This window comes from Actinomycetes bacterium (assembly GCA_036510875.1).
GTDB lineage: Bacteria > Actinomycetota > Actinomycetes > Prado026 > Prado026 > DATCDE01.
The window spans coordinates 1-21,299 of the sequence record DATCDE010000245.1 but is presented as its reverse complement, the minus strand read 5'-3'; the positions used below and the strand labels follow the sequence as shown (position 1 = coordinate 21,299).

Annotated in this window: 23 protein-coding genes; 9 read left to right on the top strand and 14 right to left on the bottom strand. The window is 74.0% G+C overall.

The genetic code is table 11. From position 1 onward, the window contains the following. Positions 1-28: 28 nt before the first annotated feature. Together VIM19_14270 and VIM19_14265 are read right to left on the bottom strand one after the other, a co-directional pair. On the bottom strand, positions 29-1,813 hold the full coding sequence (locus VIM19_14270; GenBank protein ID HEY5186031.1) for an ABC transporter ATP-binding protein: 1,785 nt from the start codon (positions 1,811-1,813) through the stop codon (positions 29-31). Continuing rightward, the gene (locus VIM19_14265; GenBank protein HEY5186030.1) at positions 1,810-3,543 is read right to left on the bottom strand and encodes an ABC transporter ATP-binding protein; all 1,734 of its coding nucleotides are present in this window, start codon (positions 3,541-3,543) and stop codon (positions 1,810-1,812) included. The genes VIM19_14270 and VIM19_14265 overlap by 4 nt, the downstream gene beginning before the upstream one ends. Before the next feature lie 73 nt (positions 3,544-3,616). Between VIM19_14265 and guaA the strand changes: the two genes are divergently transcribed. From guaA to VIM19_14235, 6 genes are all read left to right on the top strand, one after another. Then, positions 3,617-5,224, top strand: a complete 1,608-nt coding sequence (guaA, locus tag VIM19_14260) for a glutamine-hydrolyzing GMP synthase (GenBank protein HEY5186029.1) — start codon at positions 3,617-3,619, stop codon at positions 5,222-5,224. Between the two features lie 32 nt (positions 5,225-5,256). Next, positions 5,257-5,733 (top strand): hypothetical protein, encoded by a 477-nt coding sequence (locus tag VIM19_14255; protein HEY5186028.1) that lies wholly within the window; start codon positions 5,257-5,259, stop codon positions 5,731-5,733. Next, on the top strand, positions 5,706-5,972 hold the full coding sequence (locus tag VIM19_14250; GenBank protein ID HEY5186027.1) for an ANTAR domain-containing protein: 267 nt from the start codon (positions 5,706-5,708) through the stop codon (positions 5,970-5,972). The genes VIM19_14255 and VIM19_14250 overlap by 28 nt, the downstream gene beginning before the upstream one ends. Positions 5,973-6,058: 86 nt before the next feature. Continuing rightward, a complete protein-coding gene (locus VIM19_14245; protein HEY5186026.1) occupies positions 6,059-6,274 on the top strand; it encodes a hypothetical protein in 216 nt (71 codons plus the stop codon). Then, on the top strand, positions 6,193-7,017 hold the full coding sequence (locus tag VIM19_14240; protein ID HEY5186025.1) for a fatty acid desaturase: 825 nt from the start codon (positions 6,193-6,195) through the stop codon (positions 7,015-7,017). Before VIM19_14245 ends, VIM19_14240 begins: the two co-directional genes overlap by 82 nt. A gap of 78 nt (positions 7,018-7,095) precedes the next feature. Then, the gene (locus tag VIM19_14235; protein ID HEY5186024.1) at positions 7,096-7,596 is read left to right on the top strand and encodes a carbonic anhydrase; all 501 of its coding nucleotides are present in this window, start codon (positions 7,096-7,098) and stop codon (positions 7,594-7,596) included. 3 nt (positions 7,597-7,599) lie between these two features. On the opposite strand, the gene VIM19_14230 is transcribed toward VIM19_14235, so the two are convergent. The 6 genes from VIM19_14230 to VIM19_14205 all read right to left on the bottom strand — a co-directional run bounded on the left by VIM19_14230 (position 7,600) and on the right by VIM19_14205 (position 12,883). Then, on the bottom strand, positions 7,600-7,806 hold the full coding sequence (locus tag VIM19_14230) for a DUF2277 domain-containing protein (protein ID HEY5186023.1): 207 nt from the start codon (positions 7,804-7,806) through the stop codon (positions 7,600-7,602). A 23-nt stretch (positions 7,807-7,829) separates the two neighbouring features. Beyond that, positions 7,830-8,927: a ferric reductase-like transmembrane domain-containing protein gene (locus tag VIM19_14225; GenBank protein ID HEY5186022.1), complete on the bottom strand. Its 1,098-nt coding sequence runs from the start codon at positions 8,925-8,927 to the stop codon at positions 7,830-7,832. Between the two features lie 2 nt (positions 8,928-8,929). Then, positions 8,930-9,241 (bottom strand): hypothetical protein, encoded by a 312-nt coding sequence (locus tag VIM19_14220; protein HEY5186021.1) that lies wholly within the window; start codon positions 9,239-9,241, stop codon positions 8,930-8,932. A 110-nt stretch (positions 9,242-9,351) separates the two neighbouring features. Beyond that, positions 9,352-11,397 carry a cell wall-binding repeat-containing protein gene (locus VIM19_14215; GenBank protein ID HEY5186020.1) on the bottom strand — a complete coding sequence of 682 codons (2,046 nt, stop codon included), beginning with the start codon at positions 11,395-11,397 and terminating at the stop codon, positions 9,352-9,354. 54 nt (positions 11,398-11,451) lie between these two features. After that, on the bottom strand, positions 11,452-11,667 hold the full coding sequence (locus VIM19_14210; GenBank protein ID HEY5186019.1) for a hypothetical protein: 216 nt from the start codon (positions 11,665-11,667) through the stop codon (positions 11,452-11,454). Further along, positions 11,654-12,883 carry a PspC domain-containing protein gene (locus VIM19_14205; protein ID HEY5186018.1) on the bottom strand — a complete coding sequence of 410 codons (1,230 nt, stop codon included), beginning with the start codon at positions 12,881-12,883 and terminating at the stop codon, positions 11,654-11,656. Before VIM19_14205 ends, VIM19_14210 begins: the two co-directional genes overlap by 14 nt. Positions 12,884-13,014: 131 nt before the next feature. On the opposite strand from VIM19_14205, the gene VIM19_14200 reads away from it, so the two are divergent. Together VIM19_14200 and VIM19_14195 are read left to right on the top strand one after the other, a co-directional pair. Next, a complete protein-coding gene (locus tag VIM19_14200) occupies positions 13,015-14,253 on the top strand; it encodes a PspC domain-containing protein (protein ID HEY5186017.1) in 1,239 nt (412 codons plus the stop codon). After that, on the top strand, positions 14,250-14,900 hold the full coding sequence (locus VIM19_14195) for a response regulator transcription factor (GenBank protein ID HEY5186016.1): 651 nt from the start codon (positions 14,250-14,252) through the stop codon (positions 14,898-14,900). Before VIM19_14200 ends, VIM19_14195 begins: the two co-directional genes overlap by 4 nt. 51 nt (positions 14,901-14,951) lie before the next feature. Here VIM19_14195 and VIM19_14190 read toward each other — a convergent pair whose 3' ends face one another. The 3 genes from VIM19_14190 to VIM19_14180 are packed head-to-tail and all read right to left on the bottom strand — an operon-like array spanning position 14,952 to position 18,486. Continuing rightward, the gene (locus tag VIM19_14190; GenBank protein ID HEY5186015.1) at positions 14,952-16,349 is read right to left on the bottom strand and encodes a trypsin-like peptidase domain-containing protein; all 1,398 of its coding nucleotides are present in this window, start codon (positions 16,347-16,349) and stop codon (positions 14,952-14,954) included. A gap of 56 nt (positions 16,350-16,405) precedes the next feature. Continuing rightward, complete coding sequence (locus VIM19_14185; protein ID HEY5186014.1) at positions 16,406-17,800, bottom strand: HAMP domain-containing sensor histidine kinase; 1,395 nt, start codon at positions 17,798-17,800, stop codon at positions 16,406-16,408. Continuing rightward, entirely contained in the window at positions 17,797-18,486 is a 690-nt protein-coding gene (locus VIM19_14180; GenBank protein HEY5186013.1) for a response regulator transcription factor, read from the bottom strand. The genes VIM19_14185 and VIM19_14180 overlap by 4 nt, the downstream gene beginning before the upstream one ends. A gap of 70 nt (positions 18,487-18,556) precedes the next feature. Here VIM19_14180 and VIM19_14175 point away from each other — a divergent pair, with 70 nt between their 5' ends. Continuing rightward, positions 18,557-18,910 (top strand): hypothetical protein, encoded by a 354-nt coding sequence (locus VIM19_14175; GenBank protein ID HEY5186012.1) that lies wholly within the window; start codon positions 18,557-18,559, stop codon positions 18,908-18,910. Positions 18,911-18,934: 24 nt separating this feature from the next. Here the strand turns inward: VIM19_14175 and VIM19_14170 are convergent, their stop codons facing one another. The 3 genes from VIM19_14170 to VIM19_14160 form a co-directional block, all read right to left on the bottom strand. Then, on the bottom strand, positions 18,935-19,636 hold the full coding sequence (locus VIM19_14170) for a maleylpyruvate isomerase family mycothiol-dependent enzyme (protein HEY5186011.1): 702 nt from the start codon (positions 19,634-19,636) through the stop codon (positions 18,935-18,937). 68 nt (positions 19,637-19,704) lie between these two features. Further along, the gene (locus tag VIM19_14165; GenBank protein ID HEY5186010.1) at positions 19,705-20,133 is read right to left on the bottom strand and encodes a hypothetical protein; all 429 of its coding nucleotides are present in this window, start codon (positions 20,131-20,133) and stop codon (positions 19,705-19,707) included. 342 nt (positions 20,134-20,475) lie between these two features. Then, on the bottom strand, positions 20,476-21,156 hold the full coding sequence (locus VIM19_14160) for a TetR/AcrR family transcriptional regulator (protein ID HEY5186009.1): 681 nt from the start codon (positions 21,154-21,156) through the stop codon (positions 20,476-20,478). Positions 21,157-21,299 lie beyond the last annotated feature (143 nt).

The following is a 21,299-nucleotide window of genomic DNA, read 5'->3' as shown; positions in this document are numbered from 1 at the left end:
CCCGCCGATCATGCCGCAGCCGGACCGGCTACGTTCCCTCGTCCCGCCAGGAACGCCACAGCGCCGCGTACGCGCCGTCGGCGGCGACCAGCTCGTCGTGCGAGCCGTACTCGCTGATCCGGCCGTCCTCGACCACCGCCACCAGCTCGGCGTCGTGCGCGGTGTGCAGCCGGTGCGCGATGGCGATCACGGTGCGCCCCTCGAGCACCGCGGCGAGCGAGCGCTCGAGGTGCCGGGCGGCGCGGGGGTCGAGCAGCGAGGTCGCCTCGTCCAGCACGAGGGTGTGCGGGTCGGCGAGCACCAGCCGGGCCAGGGCCACCTGCTGGGCCTGCGGCGGGGTGAGCTTGAGCCCGCCCGCACCCACCTCGGTGTCCAGCCCCTCGGGCAGCGCGGTCGCCCACTCCCGGGCGTCCACCGCGGCCAGCGCCGCCAGCAGCTCGTCGTCGGTCGCCTCCGGGCCCGCCAGCCGCAGGTTGTCCCGCAGGGTGCCCACGAACACGTGGTGCTCCTGGGTCACCAGCGCCACGTGCCGGCGCACCGTCTCGGTGGCCAGGCCGGCGAGAGCGACCCCGCCCATCTCCACCGAGCCGGTCCGCGGCGGGTGGATCCCGGCCAGCAGCCGGCCCAGGGTGCTCTTGCCCGCCCCGGACGGCCCCACGATGGCCACCCGGCTGCCCGGCGCGACGTCGAGGTCCACACCGTGCAGCACGTCGCGGCCCTCGCGGTACGCGTAGCGCACGCCCCGGGCGGCCAGCTCGGCGGACGGCGGCTCGAGGGTGCCGTCGACGTCGCGCTGGGGGACCTCGCGGACGCCGAGCAGCCGGGCCAGCGACGCCTGCCCGACCTGCAGCTCGTCGTACCACATGAGGATCAGGTCGACCGGCTCGATGAGCATCTGGGTGTACAGCACCGCGGCGGTGACCTGGCCCAGGTTCACCTGACCGTCCAGGTACAGCCAGCCGCCGAGCGCCAGCACGGCGGCCAGCGGCAGCACGTACGCGGTCTCGACCGACGGGAACCAGATGGTGCGCAGCCACAGCGTGTAGCGCTCCCAGCCGATCCACCAGCGGATGCCGTCGTCGGTGCGCCGCACCCGGTCGGCGCCGAGCCGGTAGGCCTCCACGGTGCGCCCGGCGTCCACGGTCTCGGCGATCCGTGAGTTGACCTCCGCGTAGGCGGCCATCTCCTCGCGGTACGCGCTCGGCGCGCGGCGGAAGTACCAGCGGGTGGTCACCAGGATCGGCGGAACGGCCAGCAGCCAGGCCAGCGCGAGCTCCCACGAGGTGAGCGTCAGGGCCACGCCGATGAGCACGGCCGTGCCCAACGAGATGACGATCTCGGGGACCGCCCGGCGCACCGCGAAGGCCAGCCGGTCCACGTCGGTGGTGGCCCGGGTGACGAGGTCGCCGGTGCCGGCCCGCTCGACCACACCCGGCGGCAGTGCCACGGCGCGCTCCAGGAAGTCGGTGCGCAGGTCGGCCAGGACCGTCTCGCCGAAGACCGCCGCGCGCATCCTGGACCACCCGGTGAAGACGGTCTGGACGGTCAGCGCCACCACGAAGATCAGGGCGGCCTTGTTCACGTCCTGCACGGTGAGACCCGCGCCGAGGTCCTGGACCAGCCGGCCGAGGATCTGCGGGCCCACCACGCCGGCCACCGCCGCGACCGAGTTCAGCGCGACAACGGCGGCCAGGGTGCTCCGGTGCCGCCCACCCAGCTCCAGGACGTAGTGGCGGACCTGGGCGGCCCCGGACACCGGCAGGGTGGTGCCGGCCCGGCGGGTGGACTCCTCGGTCGAGACGGGGCGCTTCATCGCCGCGCCTCCGTCGACGGCGCGGTGGCGGCCGGCTCGGCGTCCTCGCGGACCACGACCGCGCGGTACAGAGCATGGGTGTGCATGAGCTCGGCGTGCGTGCCGGTCGCCACGACCTGGTCGTCCTCGATGAGGACGACCAGGTCGGCCTGGTCCAGCAGCAGCGGGCTTGAGGTCACCACGACCGTCGTCCGACCGGCCCGGGCCTGCTTGAGCAGCCTGCCGATGCGGGCCTCGGTGTGGGCGTCCACGGCGCTGGTCGGCTCGTCGAGCACCAGCACGCCCGGGTCGACGACGAGCGAGCGGGCCAACGCGATCCGCTGCCGCTGCCCTCCGGACAGCGACCGACCCCGCTCGGGCAGGTCGGTGGCCAGCCCGTCGGGCAGTCCCTCCACGATGTCCTGGGCGGCCGACCAGCTGATGGCCTCCTCGACGCTGACCCGGCCGGAGCGCGGCACGTCGAACAGGTCGGCCACCGGGCCGGTGAGCAGCACCGGGTCGGTGTCCTGGACGAGCACCCGGGTGCGGACCACCTCGGTGGTCAGCTCGACCAGCGGGACGCCGGCCAGCGAGACCAGCCCCTCGGCGTAGCCGCCCAGCCGGTCGGCCAGCCGGGACCCGGAGCCCGGGTCCACCGCGACGACCGCCGTGAGCCGGCCGGGCTCGGCCACGAAACCGCTCGCGTGGTCCACCAGGGGGCCGTGCCCGGGGTCGTCCGCCGGTCGGGTCGGCTCCGGCTGCTGGCGCTCGAGTGCGAGGAGGCTTACCACCCGGGTGGCCGCGACCCGGGCCGCCGTCCACTTGTGCGCGGTCTCGGTGACGGTCCGCAGCGGCATGACCAGGAACGCGGTGTAGCCGTAGAACGCGACCAGCTGGCCGACCTGCAGGTTGCCGGCCAGCGCGCTGCGCGCGCCCAGCCAGGTGACCAGGACGACGAAGACGCCGGGCAGCGCGACCTGTAGGGCGTCCAGCAGGGCGCGCACCTGCGAGGTGCGGATCCCGGCGGTGCGGACCGCGTCCGAGGCGGTGCGGAAGCGGTCCAAGAACAGCTCCTCGCCACCGATGCCCCGCAGCACCCGCAGGCCGGCCACCGTGTCGGCGGCCAGCTCGGTGGTCGCGCCGAACATGGCCCGCTGCTCCCGCTCGCGGCGCTCGAGCGGGCGGACCAGTGGCGCCACCACGAGCATGAGCAGCGGCACCCCGACGAGCACGACCAGGCCCAGGAACAGCGAGGTGTTGAGCAGCACCACACTGATGGCGAAGAACGCGACGATCGCGCCCACGAACCGGGCGATCACGTCGAAGGCGTTGCCGATCCGCTCGACGTCGTTGCCGGTGACGGCGACGACCTCACCCGTGGCGACCTGGCGGGGCAGGTCGGTGCCCAGCCGGGCGGCGTGCACGACGACGAGCTGCTGCACCCGCGACGCCGCGGTGAGCCAGTTCGCCACGGCGGCCCGGTGCCGGAACACCCCGGCGGCAGCCTGGACGACACCGAGCCCGAGCACCACGACGGCCCAGGTGACGAACCCGGTCCGGTCCTTGTCGGAGACCGCCTGGATGCCGGCCCCCAGGGCGGCCGGGACGGCCGCCTGGGCCAGCATCCACAAGATCCCCCACGCGATCCCGACGCCCAGCAGCCGCCACTGCCGACGGCCCAGCCAGCGCAGGAATCGACCCGCGCCCCCGAGGTCGGGGGTGCCGGGGTCGGCGAGTGGGAGATGCTTCACAAGATCTCCAAGGTACGACCCCAGGGCCCATGCGGGGAAACGAGTTTCACCCCCTGCCGGATACCCTGCGGGGGTGAACGAGCCACGGAATCCGGTCCCCGCCCCCGCCGACGACCCCCAGTTCGACACCGTGCTGGTGGTCGACTTCGGGGCCCAGTACGCCCAGCTGATCGCCCGGCGGGTCCGCGAGGCGCAGGTCTACAGCGAGGTAGTGCCCTCGACCATGACGGTGCCGGAGCTGCTGGCCCGCCGTCCCACGGCGGTGATCCTCTCCGGCGGCCCGTCCAGCGTGTACGCCGAGGGGGCGCCGCAGGTCGACGCCGCACTGTTCGACGCCGGGCTGCCGGTGTTCGGCATCTGCTACGGATTCCAGGCGATGGCCCAGGCGCTCGGCGGCACGGTCGAGCGGACCGGCCGGTCCGAGTTCGGGCGCACCCAGCTCACGGTCACCGACCCGGCGGTCCGGCTGTTCGCGGGGCTGCCCGAGCAGCTGTCGGTGTGGATGTCGCACGGCGACTGCGTCGCCGCGGCACCACCCGGGTTCACGGTCTGTGCGACGACGGCCGGCGCGCCAGTCGCGGCCTTCGAGGACGCCGGTCGCGGGCTGGCCGGCGTCCAGTTCCACCCCGAGGTTCTGCACACCGAGCAGGGCCAGCAGCTGCTCGAGCACTTCCTGTTCGACCTGGCCGGCTGCCGGCGCACCTGGACGACGGCGAACGTCATCGACGAGCAGGTGGCGGCGATCCGCGCCCAGGTCGGCGACCAGCGGGTGATCTGCGGGCTGTCCGGTGGCGTCGACTCCGCGGTGGCCGCGGCCCTCGTGCAGCGCGCCGTGGGCGACCGGCTCACCTGCGTGTTCGTCGACCACGGGCTGCTGCGTGAGGGGGAGCCCGAGCAGGTCGAGCGCGACTTCGTGGCGGCCACCGACGTCGCGCTGGTCGTGGTCGACGCCCGCAAGCGGTTCCTCGACGCGCTCGCCGGCGTCACCGAGCCCGAGCAGAAGCGCAAGATCATCGGCCGGGAGTTCATCCGGGTGTTCGAGCAGGCCGCGGCCGACATCGCGGCCGAGGCACAGGCCCACGGGGAGACCGTGAAGTACCTCGTGCAGGGCACCCTGTACCCGGACGTCGTCGAGTCCGGCGGCGGCACCGGGACGGCGAACATCAAGAGCCACCACAACGTGGGTGGGCTGCCCGAGGACCTGCAGTTCGACCTGGTCGAGCCGCTGCGCTGGCTGTTCAAGGACGAGGTGCGCGCGGTCGGGGAGCAGCTGGGCCTGCCCGCCGAGATCGTGTGGCGGCAGCCGTTCCCCGGCCCCGGCCTGGGCATCCGGATCATCGGCGAGGTGACCGGCGAGCGGCTGGACATCCTGCGGCAGGCGGACGCGATCGCCAGGGCCGAGCTCACCGCGGCCGGCCTGGACCGCTCGATCTGGCAGTGCCCCGTCGTGCTGCTGGCTGACGTCCGGTCGGTCGGCGTCCAGGGCGATGGGCGCACCTACGGGCACCCGATCGTGCTGCGTCCGGTCTCCTCTGAGGACGCCATGACCGCCGACTGGACCCGGGTGCCGTACGAGGTGCTCGAGACGATCTCGACACGGATCACCAACGAGGTGCGCGAGGTGAACCGGGTGGTCCTCGACGTCACCAGCAAGCCGCCGGGCACCATCGAGTGGGAGTAGGGCCGGCGTCGCCGGTCCGGTCAGGGGCGTCCATGACCCCAGAGCAGCGGCTCGCCGCCATCTTCACCGAGTTGGCGGACACCCTGGTCAGCGACTTCGACGTCGTCGACTTCCTCGACATGCGCGCCCGGCGCTGCGTGGAGCTGCTGGGCGTGGCCGCCACCGGGATCATGCTCACCGACGACTCGACGCTGCGGGTCATGGCGGCGTCCGACGAGACCGCGCGGCTGCTCGGCCTCCTCGACCTGCCGGCCCGCGACGGACCCTGCGTGGAGTGCCTTCGCAGCGGTGCCCGGGTGGTCGACACGCCGCTGTCCTCGGTCACGTCGGTGGGCCCCGCGCTGACCGAGCAGCTCGGGGTGCGGACATCGCCGTGCTCGACGCGCTCCCCATGCGGCTGCGTGAGCAGACCATCGGGGTGGTGGCGCTGCTGCGCACTGGTCGGGGCCCGGCGCCGGAGCCGGTCGCGCTGGCCGAGGCGATGGCCGGCGTCGCCACCATCGGGCTGATCCAGCAGCGGACGATCCACGAAGGCCGGCTGCTCACCGAGCAGCTGCGGGTGGCGCTGGACAGCCGGGTCGTCCTGGAGCAGGCCAAGGGTGCGCTGGCCGAGCGGGCCGGCCTCGATGTGGCGCAGGCCTTCGACCTCATGCGCGGCCACGCGCGGCGCCGCCGGCGGCTGCTGGCCGACGTGGCGCGCGATGTGCTGGCCGGGGCCCTCGGCCTGGGAGACCTGCGCGGGGCGTAGCCGGGGTACCCTTCGCCCACCAGTAGTCGTGCTGCCCCGGACCTCGGCGTCACGTCGTTTCAGCCGCGACCCGAGGAGCGACAGCCGTGAACACCACAATCGACCCCCGTCCGCCCGCAGGGGGACCGAGGGTTCCCGCGTCCCGGGTGTACGACCCGGACGGCGGCTACGACGGGCAGCTGCCCTTCCCCGCGCTTCCCTCGCCGGGGTTCTCGCGTGCCTGGCGGCTGCAGGTTGCGGTGACGCTGCTGCTCGTGGCCGGCCCGCTGGCCGCCGTCGTCCTGGGGGTCCGGCTGGCCTAGGGCCACGGGGTCGGCTGGCTGGACCTCGCCCTGATGGCCGGCTTCTACGTGTTCGCCGGGCTCGGAGTCAGCCTGGGCTACCACCGTGGGCTGACGCACCGGAGCTACACGGCGGTCCCGGGCCTTCGGGTCACGCTGGCCGTCGCCGGGGCGATGGCCTTCGAGGGGGACCCGATCGGCTGGGTGACCATCCACCGCCGCCACCAGGCGTACACCGACCGGCCGGGGGACCCGCACTCGCTCTACCGCTACGGCACCGGACCGGTCGGGCAGGTCCCGGGCTGCTCGACGCCCACGTCGGCTGGCTGTTCCGCAACGACCCGACTCCGCCCGAGCGGTGGGCGCCGGACCTGCTCGCTGAACCGGCCATCGTGCGGGTCGCGCGGTGGTTCCCGGCGCTGGCCGTCTTGTCCCTTGCGCTGCCGTGCGTCCTCGGCTGGGCGATCACCGGCACCCTCGCGGGTGGCCTGCTCGCGCCGCTGTGGGCGGGGCTGGTGCGCGTCGCGCTGTTCCAGCATGTGACGTGGAGCGTCAACTCGCCGTGTCACGTGCTGGGCGACCGGCCGTTCCGGACGAGGCCGTACGACCGTGCCACTAACCTGTGGCCGCTGGCCGTGCCGTCGTTCGGTGAGAGCTGGCACAACGCCCACCACGCCGACCCGACCTGCGCCCGGCACGGTGGCGACCCGCATCAGCTGGACATCTCCTCGGAGGTGCTGCGCGTGATCGAGCGGGTCGGATGAGTCAGCGACGTGCGCTGGCCGACCCCCGAACGGCTGGCCGCACAGCGACGCTGACGGCGGTCGCCTAGGCTGCCGGACATGCCTGCCGACGATCCCTTCGCGGACGTGCTCCGGGCGAACGCGGCCTACGCGGCCAGCTACCGCCTGGCCGGTCTCGAGGCCCGCGCCGCCAGGGGGCTGGGCGTGCTCACCTGCATGGACTCCCGACTCGACCCGCTCGGCATGCTCGGCCTGGAGCCCGGGGACGCGAAGATCCTGCGCAACGCCGGTGCGCGAGTGACCGAGGACGTGCTGCGCACGCTGGTCCTCGCGTCCCACCTGCTCGGCGTGGACCGGGTCATGGTCGTCGCACATACCAACTGTCGGATGGCCGGCGGCACCGAGGACGACGTGCACGCGGCGATCAGCGCAGCCGGGGGCCCGGACACCCGCAGCATCTCGTTCCTCACCACCGACGACCAGCAGGCCGCGCTGCGCTCCGACGTCCAGCGGGTGCGGTCCTGGCCCTACCTGGGGAACGTAGCCGTGGGCGGGTTCATCTACGACCTCGCCACCGGGCGGCTGCGCGAGGTCTGCTGAGCGCTACCGCCGCACCTCGAGGCGGTCGAGCAGCTCGGCCGTGGCCGCGGCCACCGCGTCGACCGCGCGGTCGAACGCCGCCGCGTTGTGCGCGGCCGGCGTGCGGAAGCCGCTGACCTTGCGCACGTACTGCAGCGCGGCGGCGCGGACGTCGGCCTCGGTGACCTGTTCGGTGTACGGCTCACGCAGGGTCTTGATGCTGCGGCACATGGACCGACGGTAGTCGCGGCTGCTCAGGTGAGCGAGACCTGCCCGGTGAAGGCTCGGCCGGAGCTGTCGATGCTCACGTTCGTTCTCATCTGGATCGCGCCCGAGGGGCCGCTCAGGGTGGCGCCGATCTGGTTGCCGTTGAGCGTGGTGACCTGTCCCGAGTAGACCGGTGCTCCGGCGCCGCTCAGGGTGACCGAGCCGGTCGACAGCGCCACGCCGCCGGAGGCCAACGCCTGCCCGCGGAGCACGATGCGCAGCTGCCCGGTCAGCCCGCTGCTCAGCTGCCCGTCGAGGACAACGGTCACCTGGGAGCCGCCGCCGTCGTCCCCGCCGCCCCCACCCACCCGAACCCCGCCGCTGATCAGGCCGCTTCCCTTGGGCACGGCGGTCGAGGCAGGTGCCGACGTCTGCCCCGAGCCGGCCGCGGCGGCCGCGCGTGACGAGGCGAGCAGCTGGGTGGGGGTCCCGGCCCGGGCCGCCCAGTGCGGGGCCAGCGGGCCGATGATCAGCCAGGCCCCGAAGGCGAGCGGTGAGGCGATCACCAGAGCGTGGGTGCCCAGCTGGCGCAGCGGCGTGGTGGACGCCTGGCCGATCCGGTACAGCGCGGCGATCACCACGGCCGCCACGCAGGCGAAGGTCAGCGCCAGCATCCAGGTGCGGCTCGCATCGGTGCCGGTGCCCATGCCGTGCAGCAGCGCCACCGGCCAGGCCGCATAGGTGGCCCAGTGGATCGTGCGCCAGCGGCTCAGCCCGATCCGGGTGCGCAGCAGGCTGGTGACCACGATGGCCAGCAGCAGGTCGAGCGCGACCGCGCCGAGCCCGAGCCACAGCGGCCGGTACGAGGAGGCGAAGGGAAGGAACGCATCCACCAGCCGGATCGGCGCGTACGGGTCGAGCACGGCGGCCGTGATGTGCGCGGCGAGCAGGCCGAGGGTGACCAGCGACAGGTTGCGGTGCAGGCCGGCCACGACGAACCGCTGCAGCCCGGGGACCGGGACGCGGGTGGTCCCCAGGATGCCCAGCAGCACCACGAGGGTGAGCACGACGAGCGCGACCACGCCGGTGCCCCGGTTGAGGTACCACAGGGCGCTGCCCGCGGCGGTGATCTGCGGAGCGGGCACGGTCAGGAGCCGCTGGAGCGGCCGGACGGCATCTGCGGCTGAGCCTGGTAGCCCGGGGGCGCCTGCGGGGCCGGCAGCGCCTGGTTGTCCTGATTGCTCAGCGAGCCGTCATTGGGGTTGGTCACGGTCGAGGTGGTGCTCGTGTTGGCGACGGGGGTGGTCGACGCCGAGCTGCCGGACACGGCCATGGCGACCACCCCGCTGCCGAGCGCGGCCGCGAGCCCGGCCCCGACGGTCAGCTTGGTGAGCCGGGAGAGCCCCTCGTCGCGCACCGACGCGTGTGCCGTCGCGCTGGCTGTCGCCCTGGTCGTCACGGTGCTCTCCTCCCACTGCGAAAGGTCCACCCTCGGGCCTGAACATGAAGGCCGAATGAGAGCCGGTTAGGACTTCGCTGAGACCCGCGCGGGGTCCCTCGCCGGGCCGATCAGGAGGCGATCAGGGCCAGCAGCGCGGGTGGCACCACGGCCGGTCCGCCCAGCACCGTGGTGGTCGCCGGCTTCGCCGACAGCAGCCAGCCCGACGTTGCCGCCGGCAGCGTCGACCCGGCCGTGAGCACGGTCGGCAGCCCGAGCGTCCCACCGGGCAGGGCGTCCACCAGGTTCGCGCCGAGGCCGTTGGCCAGCACCGCTGCGCTGGCGGTGTCGGCCTGCTCGGCGACGGCCACGGCCGTGGCGTACCGGTCCGCGCCGGCCAGCCGTACCGGCGACGGCAGCTGGGCCAGCACGGCCGCGGAGACCACGGCCGTCCCGCCGAGCACCTTCGTCGAGGTGATCGAGTACGTCTTCAACGCCGTCCGTACGGACGCTGGCAGGGCGGTCGACCCGGTCAGCAGGATCGGCTCGCCGGAAGCCGCCGCGGGACCGCCCGCAGCCAGCGCGTCGACCAGGTTGGCGTCGGCGCCGGAAGCGACCCAGGCCACCCCGTCGGAGACCGCTCCGGCCTTGGCCATCGCGGCGGTCACAGCGACGCTGGTCGCGTAGCGGTCCGCACCGGCCACTCGCACGACGGTGGTCACGCCGAGCGTCTTGGTCAGCTCGGTCGCGACGGCGGCCGAGAGCGATGCCGTCCCGCCGACCAGGTAGGCGGTCGTCGCGCTGCGGGCGGTGATGTCCGCGCGCACGGACGCCGGCAGCGTTGCGGACCCGCTGAGCAGCAACGGGGCGCCGAGCGCCTTCGCGAGCGGCGCGGCGACCAGGCCGTCGACCAGGTGGGCCTGCTCGCCGGGGGCGATGACGACGGTCTGGGACGTCGGCGCTGCCGTCCTGCCGATGGCGACGCTCGTCGCGTACCGGTCGGTGCCGTAGCTGCGGGTCAGGCCGCACCCGGTGAGGACGGTGGTGCCCGGCGTGCTCAGCTCGACCACGCCGCTGCGGGTGATCCCCGAGCTGGTGACGGTCATCCGGTACAGCCCCGGCGGGGCGGTCGCGCCGGCGGCGTCCAGACCGTTCCAGGTGACGGTGATCGGCCCCTTGGCGATGCCGGTGTAGGTGGCCAGCTGGGTGCCGCTGCACACGTCGGTGAGGGCGGCGTCCCAGATCTGCGACGTCCCCAGCGTGGTCGTGAAGGCGACCGCCGTGCCCGGCGCGACGGCGGGTGCTCCTGGCACCACGGGCGACACCGACGGCGGGACCGCGCCGTCGAAGATGGTGACCATCGACGGCAGCGGCAGGCAGGTCGCGTCGAGGTCCATGTTGCTGTAGACCCGCTGGCCCATCCAGATCGGGCCGCCGTTGAGCGACGGCGTGGAGCAGATGGACAGCGCGCCGGCGAACCCGGTCCCGGTGTAATCACCGGCCTTCCACATGGGGGCGCCGTCCTGCCAGTTGCCGGTGATCGTGGCCCAGCCGGTCCGATAGGAGTACCAGCCGGTCCTCAGCTTGGCGTCCTGGAAGCCCTTGGCGTACCCGGACAGCACGGCCTGGTTGTTCGCCGTGGCCGTCGTCGTGCCGGTCGGCCACGGCTGCAGCGAACGGGACTCGACATCGATCCAAACGAACGGCACCGACAGCCCGACGCCGGCCAGCGTCTGCAGGTCGTAGCGGGCCATCGCGTAGCCGGCGTTGAACAGCTGGCCGGCCAGGGTGGTCGAGGCGGCCGGCCCGCCGCTGCCGTAGGTCGTGATCTGCGCGGCGGTCGGATAGGCAGCCATCGCATAGGCGGCGCGGGGGATCTTGTTGGACAGGGCGAAGCGGACCTGGTCGGTGAGGCAGGGGTTGCGGGTGAACGGCAGGCCCGAGGTGAGGCCGATGATGAGGAACCCGGCGGTCGCCGGTGGCATCGGGTTGCCCAGGCCGTTCCCGGTGCCGACCGGGCACTGCGGCCAGGAGATGTCGTAGCCGTAGGCGGTCGGGGTGTCGGCCAGGGCGGCCGGAGCCGGGACGACCGTCAGGCCGGCGACCACAGCGAGGCCGAGCAGCAAGGACACCAGTGCGGCGCCGGTCCGATGGGGCAGGAGTCTCGTGAAAGCCACCGACCCACCGTACCGGGCGCCGCACCAATCGCCGCCTTTGCCGGTTATGCCCGACTAGGGGGACGGCGGCCCGTCTGCACCGCCGCCGCGGCGGGCCCGGCTCAGGCCGCCGGCCAGCCCGGCCAGGCCGAGGCCGATGAGGGCCAGCGGCGCCACCCAGCTGCCGTCGATGCGGACACTGGTCAGGTGGCCGACGAGGTAGGCGGCCGCCACGCCGACGAGCACCAGGCCGGCGACCAGGGACGTGACGTCCAGCTCATGACGCTGCATAGCGCACCTCCAGCTCTCCCACTCCGACGTTGAGGTCCAGCACCAGCGTGCCGCCGGCGGGCGGGCCGCTCGGGGCGGCCAGCGTCCGCTGGCTGCTGCGGCCGAACCCGCTGGCGACACTGCCGTCCGGCATCGTGAGGGTGCCGATCCCGACCGAGGCGCTGAGCTGGGTGCGGGCCGTCGGCGGCAGGATCACCGTGAGGGTGCCGGCTCCGAGCCCCGCCTTGACCGGCGTCCGGCCGGTCGGCGAGACGGCGCTGAGGTCGAGGGTGACGTCCCCCGCGCCCCACGAGTAGGGGCCGGCGAGGCTCGCGGCCGAGGCCGGGGCCCACACCGTGTTCCCGGTCTGCCCACTGGCGTACGTGGGCACCGCTGCCGCCGCCGCGGTGACGAGGGCGAGCAGGATGCCGGGGACGACCAGCCAGCGGGCCCGGCCCAGGACGCTGCCCACGACCAGCCCGAGGCCCACGATCGCCGTGAGCACCGCGAACAGCACGACCGCGGGCAGGCTGATCACGTCGGCCAGCGCGAGCGCCACCAGCACACCGGCGGTGAGCGCGGTCAGGCTCAGCGTGATCAGGCCGAGCGGTGAGGTCGGCCGTGGGGGCGTGGGCGTGGGCGCCGGCGGCGGCGGCGCGGAGGGCGGGGGTGCGTCGGGAGTCGCGGCGTAGGGGACGGTGGACCCGGCGGCGAACGCCGCCGGGTCGTAGGCCGACGGCTCGTAGGTCGGCGACGCGGGTATCGGGGGTGCCGGGACGGCGTCCGGACCGACCGGCCGGGGCCGCCGGGAGTACCAGACCGCGAAGCCGATCGCGGCGACGACGAGCAGCGGCCACGCGCCGGAGCCGAAGCCCCACCAGCCCAGCGCCTGGCTCGAGGCGATGAGCAGGACCGCGACGACGACGCCGAGGATCACCAGCGCCGCCGTCCCGCTGCGGTCGACGAACCGCTGCATCTCGCTGTGCTCGGCGCCCTCCTCCGGGATGAGCAGCCAGCCCACCAGGTAGAGCAGCAGGCCGGAGCCGCCGAAGATGGCCAGCACCACGAACAGCACCCGCAGGATCACCGGGTCGATGTCCAGGTAGGCACCAAGGCCCCCGGCGACGCCGGCGACCTTGCGGTCGGTCCGGCTGCGGCCCAGCGGCCGCACCGTCCCGGGCGGGCCGGATGGGTGCCGGTCGGGACCGGAGGCGTACGTCTGTGTCTTCTCGCTCATGCCACGATCGTGCGCCCGCGGACCGGCTCCGGGGATCCGGGCCGCACCCTGACCGGACCCTGACCGGACCCCTGGCGGCCTCCGGGACGCCACCGATGCCGCTGCGACCCCGGGTGCGCGACGATGGGCGGGTGAGCACCGGGACCGCGCCCCTGCGGACCATCCGCACGCTGTACCGCTCGGACCGCCATCGGGTGGTCGCGGGGGTCGCGCACGGTCTGGCCGAGCACCTCGGCGTGGCCCCGTGGCTGGTCATGGCCGCGTTCGTGGTCCTGACCTTCTCCGGTGGCGCGGGGGTGGTCGCCTACGGGGCGTTCTGGGCGCTGGTCCCGCTGCGCCCCGACGACCTGGACGGCGCCGACGGTGCGCAGGCCGCCGCGGCGGCCCCGGGGGAGCACCGCAGCGTCCCGCTGCTCGGGCTGGCCGCGCTGGCCATCGGGCTGGCCCTCCTCCTGCAGCAGCTCGGGCTGGCTCCCCCCGGCGGGTTCGCCGTCCCGATCGTCGTCCTGGGGCTCGGGGTGGCCGTGCTGTGGCGGGTCGCCGACGACGCCCAGCGCTCCCGCTGGCGGGCCACCGCCACCGCCGGCGGCGGGCGGGCCTGGCTGCGGGTGCTGCTGGGCCTCACCCTGGTCGTGACCGGGGCGGTCGCGGTGGTGGACACGGGAGGCGGCGCCCAGGTCGCCGTCCAGGCCGTGGCGGCGGCGCTGCTCGTGCTGGCCGGGGTGGCCCTGGTCGCGGGTCCGTGGGTGGCGCACATCGTGGGGGAGCTGCGCGACGAGCGGCGGGAGCGGATCCGCAGCCAGGAGCGTGCCGAGCTGGCCGCGCACGTGCACGACTCGGTGCTGCAGACGCTCACCCTGATCCAGCGCAACGCCGCCGACCCGCGGGCCGTCGTCCGGCTGGCCCGGACCGAGGAGCGCACCCTGCGACGCTGGCTGTACGCGCCCACGGGCGAGGACCCCACCACCCTGCGACCGGCGCTCGAGCGGTTCGCGGCGGAGGTCGAGGAGTCGCACGGGGTTCCGATCGAGGTGGTGGTCGTGGGCGACGCGCCGGTCGACGAGCGGCTCGGCGCCTGCCTGTCCGCGGCCAGGGAGGCCATGGTGAACGCGGCGAAGTACGCGGGCGAGGACGGCCCGGTGGCCGTCTATGCGGAGGTGGCGGACGGGCAGGTGGAGATCTTCGTGCGGGACCGCGGGCCGGGCTTCGACCTGGCGTCGGTGCCGTCCGACCGGCTCGGGGTGCGGCAGAGCGTCATCGGGCGGACCGAGCGGGCCGGTGGCCGGGCCGAGGTGCGCAGCTCGGCCGAGTCGGGCACCGAGGTCCGGCTGCGGGTGCCGGTGGCCGCACCGGACGGGAGCGCCGGATGAGCATCGAGCAGCCGCCCCGGGTGGTCATCGTCGACGACCACCGGATGTTCCGCACCGGGGTGCGGGCCGAGCTGGGGGATGCCGTTGAGGTGGTCGGCGAGGCCGCCGACGTGGAGCAGGCGGTGAACGTGGTGCTGGCCACCCGGCCGGACGTCGTGCTGCTCGACGTCCACCTGCCGGGGGGCAACGGGGCCGAGGTGATCCGCCGCTGTGCCCCCGAGCAGCCGGACACCCGGTTCCTCGCGCTGTCGGTCTCCGACGCCGCGGAGGACGTCATTGGCGTGATCCGGGCCGGTGCCCGCGGCTACGTCACCAAGTCGATCACCGGGCCGGAGCTGGCCGCCGCGGTCCGCCGGGTCGCCGACGGGGACGCCGTCTTCTCGCCGCGGCTGGCCGGGTTCGTGCTGGACGCGTTCTCGGGGGTGGCGGACGCCCCCGTCGTGGACGAGGAGCTGGACCGGCTCAGCCAGCGGGAGCGCGAGGTGCTGCGGCTGATTGCGCGCGGCTACGCCTACAAGGAGGTGGCCAAGGAGCTGTTCATCTCGGTGAAGACGGTCGAGACCCACGTCTCTGCGGTGCTGCGCAAGCTGCAGCTGTCCAACCGGCACGAGCTCACCCGGTGGGCCGCCGACCGCCGCCTCATCTAGGACTTGTCAGGGTGAGGACGACGGATCCGTCGTCCTCACCCTGACAAGTCGTCAGCTGGTGGCCGAGGGGACCGATTCGAGGGTGACCGTGGTGGTCAGCGTCTGGCCGCCCCGCACGTAGGTCACCTGCTGCTGGCTGCCCGGTGCGGACGACCGGACGGCGGCGACGAGGGCGTTGGCGTCCTCGATCGGACGGCCGCCGAACGAGGTGACGACGTCCCCGGCCTTGAGACCGGCCCGGGCGGCCGCGCTGCCCGCGATGACCGTGCCGATCTGCGCCCCGCCGTTGGGTGCGTCGCCGACGGTGACGCCGAGCTGCGGCTTGGTTGCCGTCCCGGTCTTGACCAGCTCGTCGGCGATCCGCTTGGCCTGGTCGATCGGGATCGAGAAGCCCAGCCCGATCGAGCCGGACTGGCTGCCGACGGTCGTGCCGAGGGTGGCGATCGCCGAGTTGATGCCCACGACCTGGCCGGCCAGGTTGGCCAGCGCGCCGCCGGAGTTGCCCGGGTTGATCGCCGCGTCCGTCTGGATCGCGTCGAAGGCGGCCCCGCCGCTCGTCGAGCTGGTGCCGGTGCTCACCGGACGGTTCAGCGCGCTGACGATGCCGGAGGTGACGGTGCCGGACAGGCCGAGCGGCGACCCGATGGCCACGACCGACTCGCCGACCACCAGGTTGGCCGAGCTGCCCAGCGTCGCGGGCTTGGCGCCGGTCACGTTCTCGGCCTGGATGACCGCGAGGTCGGACGACGGGTCACGGCCGATGATCTTGGCGGGCACGGACTTGCCGTCGCTGAAGGTGACCGTGAGGGTGCCACCGCCGACGGCGCCCTCGACCACGTGGTTGTTGGTGAGGATCTTGCCGTCGGTGGTGAGGATCACCCCGGACCCCTCACCGCCGCTGGTCGAGTTGCGGAACTGGATCGACACGACGCTCGGGCCGACCGTGGCGGCCACCTCCGCGACCGATCCGGTGGGCAGCTGGACCGTGGTCGTCCTACCCGAGGTGGTACCCGTCGTCACCGTCGTCGTGCCGGTCTGCTCGGCCCGGTTGGCCCCGATGACGCCACCGATGCCGCCGCCCAGCAGGCCGGCGACCAGCGCGGTGGACGCCACCAGCGCCGCCGTGCGGCCCCGCCGGCTGCGGGGCGCCGAGCCCGGCTCGGCCGGGGCTGCCTCCGGCAGCGGCGTGCCGAAGACGATCGTGTCCGTGGGACCCGGAGGCGACGGAGGGGACGGAGGGGACGCCGGCGGGCCCCAAAGGTCGGTCAGTGTCGCTGCTGGCGCTGCGGCTGCCGGCTGCTCGGCCACGGGAGGCTGCGTCGCGGGCTGCTCGGCCGCCGGGGGAAGGGCGGCCGAGGGGGTCGCGGGAGGAACCGGGCCGGCGAACACCGGGACGGTGTCCTGGGCCGCTGGCTGCTCGGGTGCCTTCCAGGGCGAGTTCTCGGTCATGCACCCAAGGGTGCCGGGTGCGTCTGAGAGCACGCTGAGAGAGCCACCAGAGGGCCCTAAGAAGCGCTGGACGACGTCGAGGGGGCGGCCACGCCGGAGCCCGGCAGCTGGACCACCAGCTCAGCGCCGCCGCTGGCGCAACGCCCGGCGGCCACGGTCCCACCGTGCCGCTGCACGGTCTGCGCCACGATGGACAGCCCCAGGCCCGAGCCGGGCATGGACCGAGCGGCATCCGAGCGGTAGAACCGGTCGAAGACGTGCGGCAGGTCGGCGTCGCTGATCCCGGGGCCCTGGTCGGTCACGATGAGCCGGCCGTCGGACAGCGCCACGGTCACCGTGCCGCCCGCCGGGCTCCACTTGGCCGCGTTGTCCAGCAGGTTGGTCACGGCCCGCTCCAGCGCGGTGCTGTCACCCACGACGGCCCAGCTGTCGGCCGCCACGTCGAACACGACCCCGGGCGCCCGCCGTCGGACCCGGGCGACCGACCGGTCCACCACCTCGGCCAGGTCGACCTGCTCCACCCGGGTGGCGGGCGGGGCGTCGCGGGACAGCTCGACCAGGTCGCCCACCAGGGCGCCGAGCTCCTCGACCTGGGCCCGGACGTCGGAGAGCAGCGCGGCGCGCTCCCCGGGCTCGAGGCCGACAGCCACGCCGGGCCGCTCGCTTTGGGCCAGCAGGTCGAGGTTGGTCCGCAGGCTGGTCAGCGGGGTGCGCAGCTCGTGTCCGGCGTCGGCCACCAGCCGGCGCTGCCGGGTGCGGGAGGCCTCCAGCGCGGCCAGCATCGCGTTGAACGACGTCGTCAGCCGGGCCAGCTCGTCGTCCCCGCTCACCGGGATCGGGGTCAGCTGCTCGGTGGCCGCGATGTGCTCGGTGGCGGCGGTGAGGTCCTCGACCGGCCGCAGCGAGGCGCGGGCCACCAGCAGCCCCACCACCGCGGCCAGGCCGACCCCGAGCACGCCGACGATGAGCAGCACCAGCCCGAGGGTGCTCAGGGTGGAATCCAGGGTGGCCGTCGACTGGGCCAGGACCAGTGCCAGCCCGGGGCGGACGGCGACGGCGACCACCCGGAACGACTCGCCGGTGCCCCGGGCCCCGCGTACCGACGTGGCCGAGCGGCCCTGCGCGACCGCGAGCTCCGCGTCGGCCAGCGGGGGCGCCAGCCCGCCCGCGGCGACGAAGGCGGTGCCGTTGGCCTCGAGCAGCGCGATCCGCACGTCGCCGGCCTCCAGCGCCGCCGACGGGACCTGCACCAGCCGGGTGGGGTCGGCCAGCGGGGAGTTGATCGCCGCCTGGGCCTGACCGAGCAGCGACTGGTCGAGCGCCGCGAACAGCTGGCTGCGCACGGTGAAGAAGGCGGCCACGGACGTCGCCGCCACCGTGAGTCCCACCGCGACAGCGACGAGGAGCGCGATCCGGGTCCGCAGCCGCAGCGTCCGGCGCAGCCGGCTCACGGAGGTGACTGGCGCAGCACGTAGCCGACGCCACGCACCGTGTGCACCAGGCGCGGCTCGCCGCCCTCCTCGGTCTTGCGGCGCAGGTACCCGACATAGACCTCGAGCGAGTTCGCGGTCGTCGGGAAGTCGTAGCCCCACACCTCCTCGAGCAGCTGCTCGCGGGTCAGCACCCGGCGGGGGTGCAGCAGCAGCATCTCGAGCAGCGCGAACTCGGTGCGGGTCAGGTGGATGGCCCGCTCACCACGGGTCACCTCGCGGGTGGCCCGGTCCAGCGCCAGGTCGGCGAAGCGCAGCGACTCGTCCGCGGAGCCGGCGTCCGGGGCGCGCCGCAGCAGCGCCCGCAGCCGGGCCAGCAGCTCCTCGAGCGCGAACGGCTTGGGCAGGTAGTCGTCCGCTCCGGCGTCCAGGCCGGCGACCCGGTCGGAGACCTCGTCCCGCGCGGTGAGCATGAGCACCGGCAGGTCGATCCCTGCTGCGCGCATCCGCCGGCAGGTCTCCAGGCCGTCCATCCGGGGCATCATGACGTCGAGGACGACGACGTCGGGACGCTCCCGGTCCAGGGCGGCCAGCCCGTCCACGCCGTCCGCGGCCAGGGCCACCTGGTAGCCGTTGAACGCGAGCGAGCGGCGCAGCGACTCGCGCACCGACGGGTCGTCCTCGACCACGAGCACCTTCACGCCGATCATCCTGCCCTGACCACCTGAAACTCACCTGAGAGCGGCGCCGGATCGGCTGCCCCGTAGGCTCCCGGACATGTCCTGGGTCGAGAAGGTCCTGCTCATCTTGCACTTCGTCGGACTGGCCAGCCTGCTCGGCGGCTTCCTCGTGCAGATGTCCGCCACCACCCGGGTGGTCAACCCGGCGATGCTCCACGGGGCGCTCACGCAGCTGGTGACCGGCATCGCCCTGGTCGGCGTCCTGCAGGCCGAGAACGACCCGGCGAACCCGGTGAACAACACCAAGGTGGCCGTGAAGCTGCTCGTGCTCCTGGCGATCCTGGGGCTGATCGTGGCCAACCGGAAGAAGGAGTCGGTGAGCACCGGGGTGTGGGGCGCCATCGGCGGCCTCACCCTCGTCAACATCGGGGTCGCGGTCCTGTGGACCTGACCTCGGCGGCCGCTCGGCTGCGGGCTAGAACGGCACCCGGGTCTGCAGCAGTCCGGTTCCTTTCCCGCGGCCGCTGACCAGCCGGCAGAATTCGACGGCGTCGAGCTCCACGGACTCCCCGCCGCCGGCCCACCTCCAGCGGCCTCCCGCCGGGCCGGTGAGCGTGAGGGTGCACGGCTGCCCGTGCCGGGCCGCCCACTCGGCGGCGACGTCCGCGACGATGCGCCCTTCGTGGTCGGCGTCCAGCGTCATCTCCAGCCCGGTCGCGGTGGCGATGTCCGACCGGTGCATCCAGGTGTCCTTGGTGAGGATGACGTCGACCAGGTAGCCCAGCCGCCAGGTCTCGGTGACCGGCCCGAGTCGTCGACCGGCTGGTTGCGCAGCGGCAGCCGGCGCAGCAGCGCGGGGGTCCGGGCCCGGCCGGCAGCGGCCTTCGGGCCGACCACGGCCAGCTGCCGGACCAGCTCCTGCGGGGAGCGCTGGCGGTGCTTGTCGACCTGCAGCGCGGTCAGCGCGTCGAGGAACATGCCGCCGGCCCGGCGCGCGGCCACCGGCTGGCGCACCTGCTCGACCGCCGTGGCGGACGAACTCCGTCATCCCCAGGACGTGGCAGACCATCGCGTGGACGTCCCAGCCCGGGCAGGCGGTCGGCGCGGCCCACTGCTGCGGGGCCAGCGTCCGCAGCTGTGCTGTGAACCGGCCGTACTCGGTGGCGGCCAGCCGCATCGCCGTGCCTCGGCCGAGCCCGGGCTGCCGGTCGGTGGGCGGCCGCTGCACGGCGCCGGGGACGCCGCTCACTGGGCCACCAGGTCGGCGTGCTCGGGCAGCGGCTGGCCGGCGACACCTGACGCACCGATCCGCTGCTCGAAGACGTCGGCCATGGCGCGCAGCAGCGCGGCGCCGTCCCCGTCTGTAGGAGGAGCCGTGCATGATCGCCAGCGTCCTCGGCTGGAGGTCGGCGAGCCGCCGGTAGGTTTCCGGGATCGCCGGGCCGAGTGAGGTCTGGTGGAACTGGTCCTCGGCTCCTCGGCGGCCACCGCCGCGTCGAGCAGGTCGGCGTCCGTGACGGCCGGGCCGTCCCCGACCTGGGTGAGCGGATCGTCGCAGAACAGCGTTGCGGTCTCCTGCTCGTAGAAGACGTGCGACTCCCAGTTGTGCGGGACGTGCGGCGTCGCGACCTCGAGCACCCGGCGGCCGAGGGTGGCACCGCCGAGGGGCAGCACCTCACCGTCCTCCAGGGGGGCGGCGGCCGGCTCAGGTGGTCGTTGAGCGACAGCATGCAGCCGAGGGCGCCGTGCGCCACCTGCGCGTGCGGAGCCACCCGGAGGAAGTCGTTGACCGAGCCGCACTCGTCGGCCTCCAGGTGGGCGAACGCGATCCAGCGGAGCCGCTCGACGGGCAGCACCCGGTCGACCGCCTCGCGCACGGCGGGGAACAGGGCCCGCATCCCGGTGTGGTACAGCAGCGGCTCGTCGGCCTCGATCAGGAACTGGTTGAAGGTGAACCCGCCAGGAGCGATCTCCGGGATGCAGGTGGAAACGCGGTAGACGTGGTCGGCGATCTGGTCAACGTTGGTCTGCACGGCTCGCCCTCCCTCGGGCTGCGGTGGAACGGGGTTCGGAGTAGTACCGGGCGAACATGGCGACCAGGTCGGGCAGTGCCTGGACGAACCGCCCGGTGTCGAAACTCTCGTCGGGGGCGTTGGACGGCTGCTGGCTGGTCACCCCGGAGCTGAGGACCGTCCAGTCCCGCGTGACCTGCTCGGGCGGGACGTCGCGCCGGACCAGCCCCCGGTGCTGGAGGTCGGCGAACCGCTGGGTGGTCAGCCCCAGCAGCTCCACCGCTGGCCGGTAGGCCTCGGGCGATGGGGCGAAGCCGGGGACGGGCCGCCAGAACAGCAGCTGCGAGTAGGCGGGGTGCTCCACCGACCACCGGACGAAGACCCCGGCCGCCCCGAGCAGGAACGCGTCGAAGGTGGTCAGCTTCTCGAGGTCGGTGCGGTCCGCGTCCTGGATCACGTCGAGCAGGGACTGGGCGCCCCGGGCGAACAGCGCGTCGTAGACGGCGTGCTTGGACGGGAAGTACACGTACAGGGAAGGCGGGCGGATGCCCATGCGCCGGGCGATCTCGCCCAGCGACAGTCCGGCGGCTCCCTGCTCGGCCATGATCGCCGCGGCCACGTCCAGGACTTCCTCGATGGTCTCCTGGCGGCGACGCTGCCGGCGGTCGATCGGTGCGGTGGTCACCCGCTAGCGAAGCTTGGTTGACGGGTTCTTGACGTTGATCTTGAGTTTTCGGGCGGCGTTTCGGAGTCCGGATCGACGGATGTAGTCCGTTACCTGCGCGTCGATCGTGGCCAGGGACTGTCGCAGGGGTGGTGGTGCCGGTG

Coding starts and splice junctions, on each gene's coding strand:
- VIM19_14270 (HEY5186031.1), bottom strand. CDS start 1,813: ATGAAGCGCCCCGTCTCGACCGAGGAGTCCACCCGCCGGGCCGGCACC.
- VIM19_14230 (HEY5186023.1), bottom strand. CDS start 7,806: ATGTGCCGCAGCATCAAGACCCTGCGTGAGCCGTACACCGAACAGGTC.
- VIM19_14190 (HEY5186015.1), bottom strand. CDS start 16,349: ATGACCGAGAACTCGCCCTGGAAGGCACCCGAGCAGCCAGCGGCCCAG.
- VIM19_14170 (HEY5186011.1), bottom strand. CDS start 19,636: ATGCGGCTGGCCGCCACCGAGTACGGCCGGTTCACAGCACAGCTGCGG.
- VIM19_14195 (HEY5186016.1), top strand. CDS start 14,250: ATGAGCATCGAGCAGCCGCCCCGGGTGGTCATCGTCGACGACCACCGG.
- VIM19_14250 (HEY5186027.1), top strand. CDS start 5,706: ATGGCCGGCGTCGCCACCATCGGGCTGATCCAGCAGCGGACGATCCAC.
- VIM19_14210 (HEY5186019.1), bottom strand. CDS start 11,667: ATGCAGCGTCATGAGCTGGACGTCACGTCCCTGGTCGCCGGCCTGGTG.
- VIM19_14255 (HEY5186028.1), top strand. CDS start 5,257: ATGACCCCAGAGCAGCGGCTCGCCGCCATCTTCACCGAGTTGGCGGAC.
- VIM19_14235 (HEY5186024.1), top strand. CDS start 7,096: ATGCCTGCCGACGATCCCTTCGCGGACGTGCTCCGGGCGAACGCGGCC.
- VIM19_14175 (HEY5186012.1), top strand. CDS start 18,557: ATGTCCTGGGTCGAGAAGGTCCTGCTCATCTTGCACTTCGTCGGACTG.
- VIM19_14205 (HEY5186018.1), bottom strand. CDS start 12,883: ATGAGCGAGAAGACACAGACGTACGCCTCCGGTCCCGACCGGCACCCA.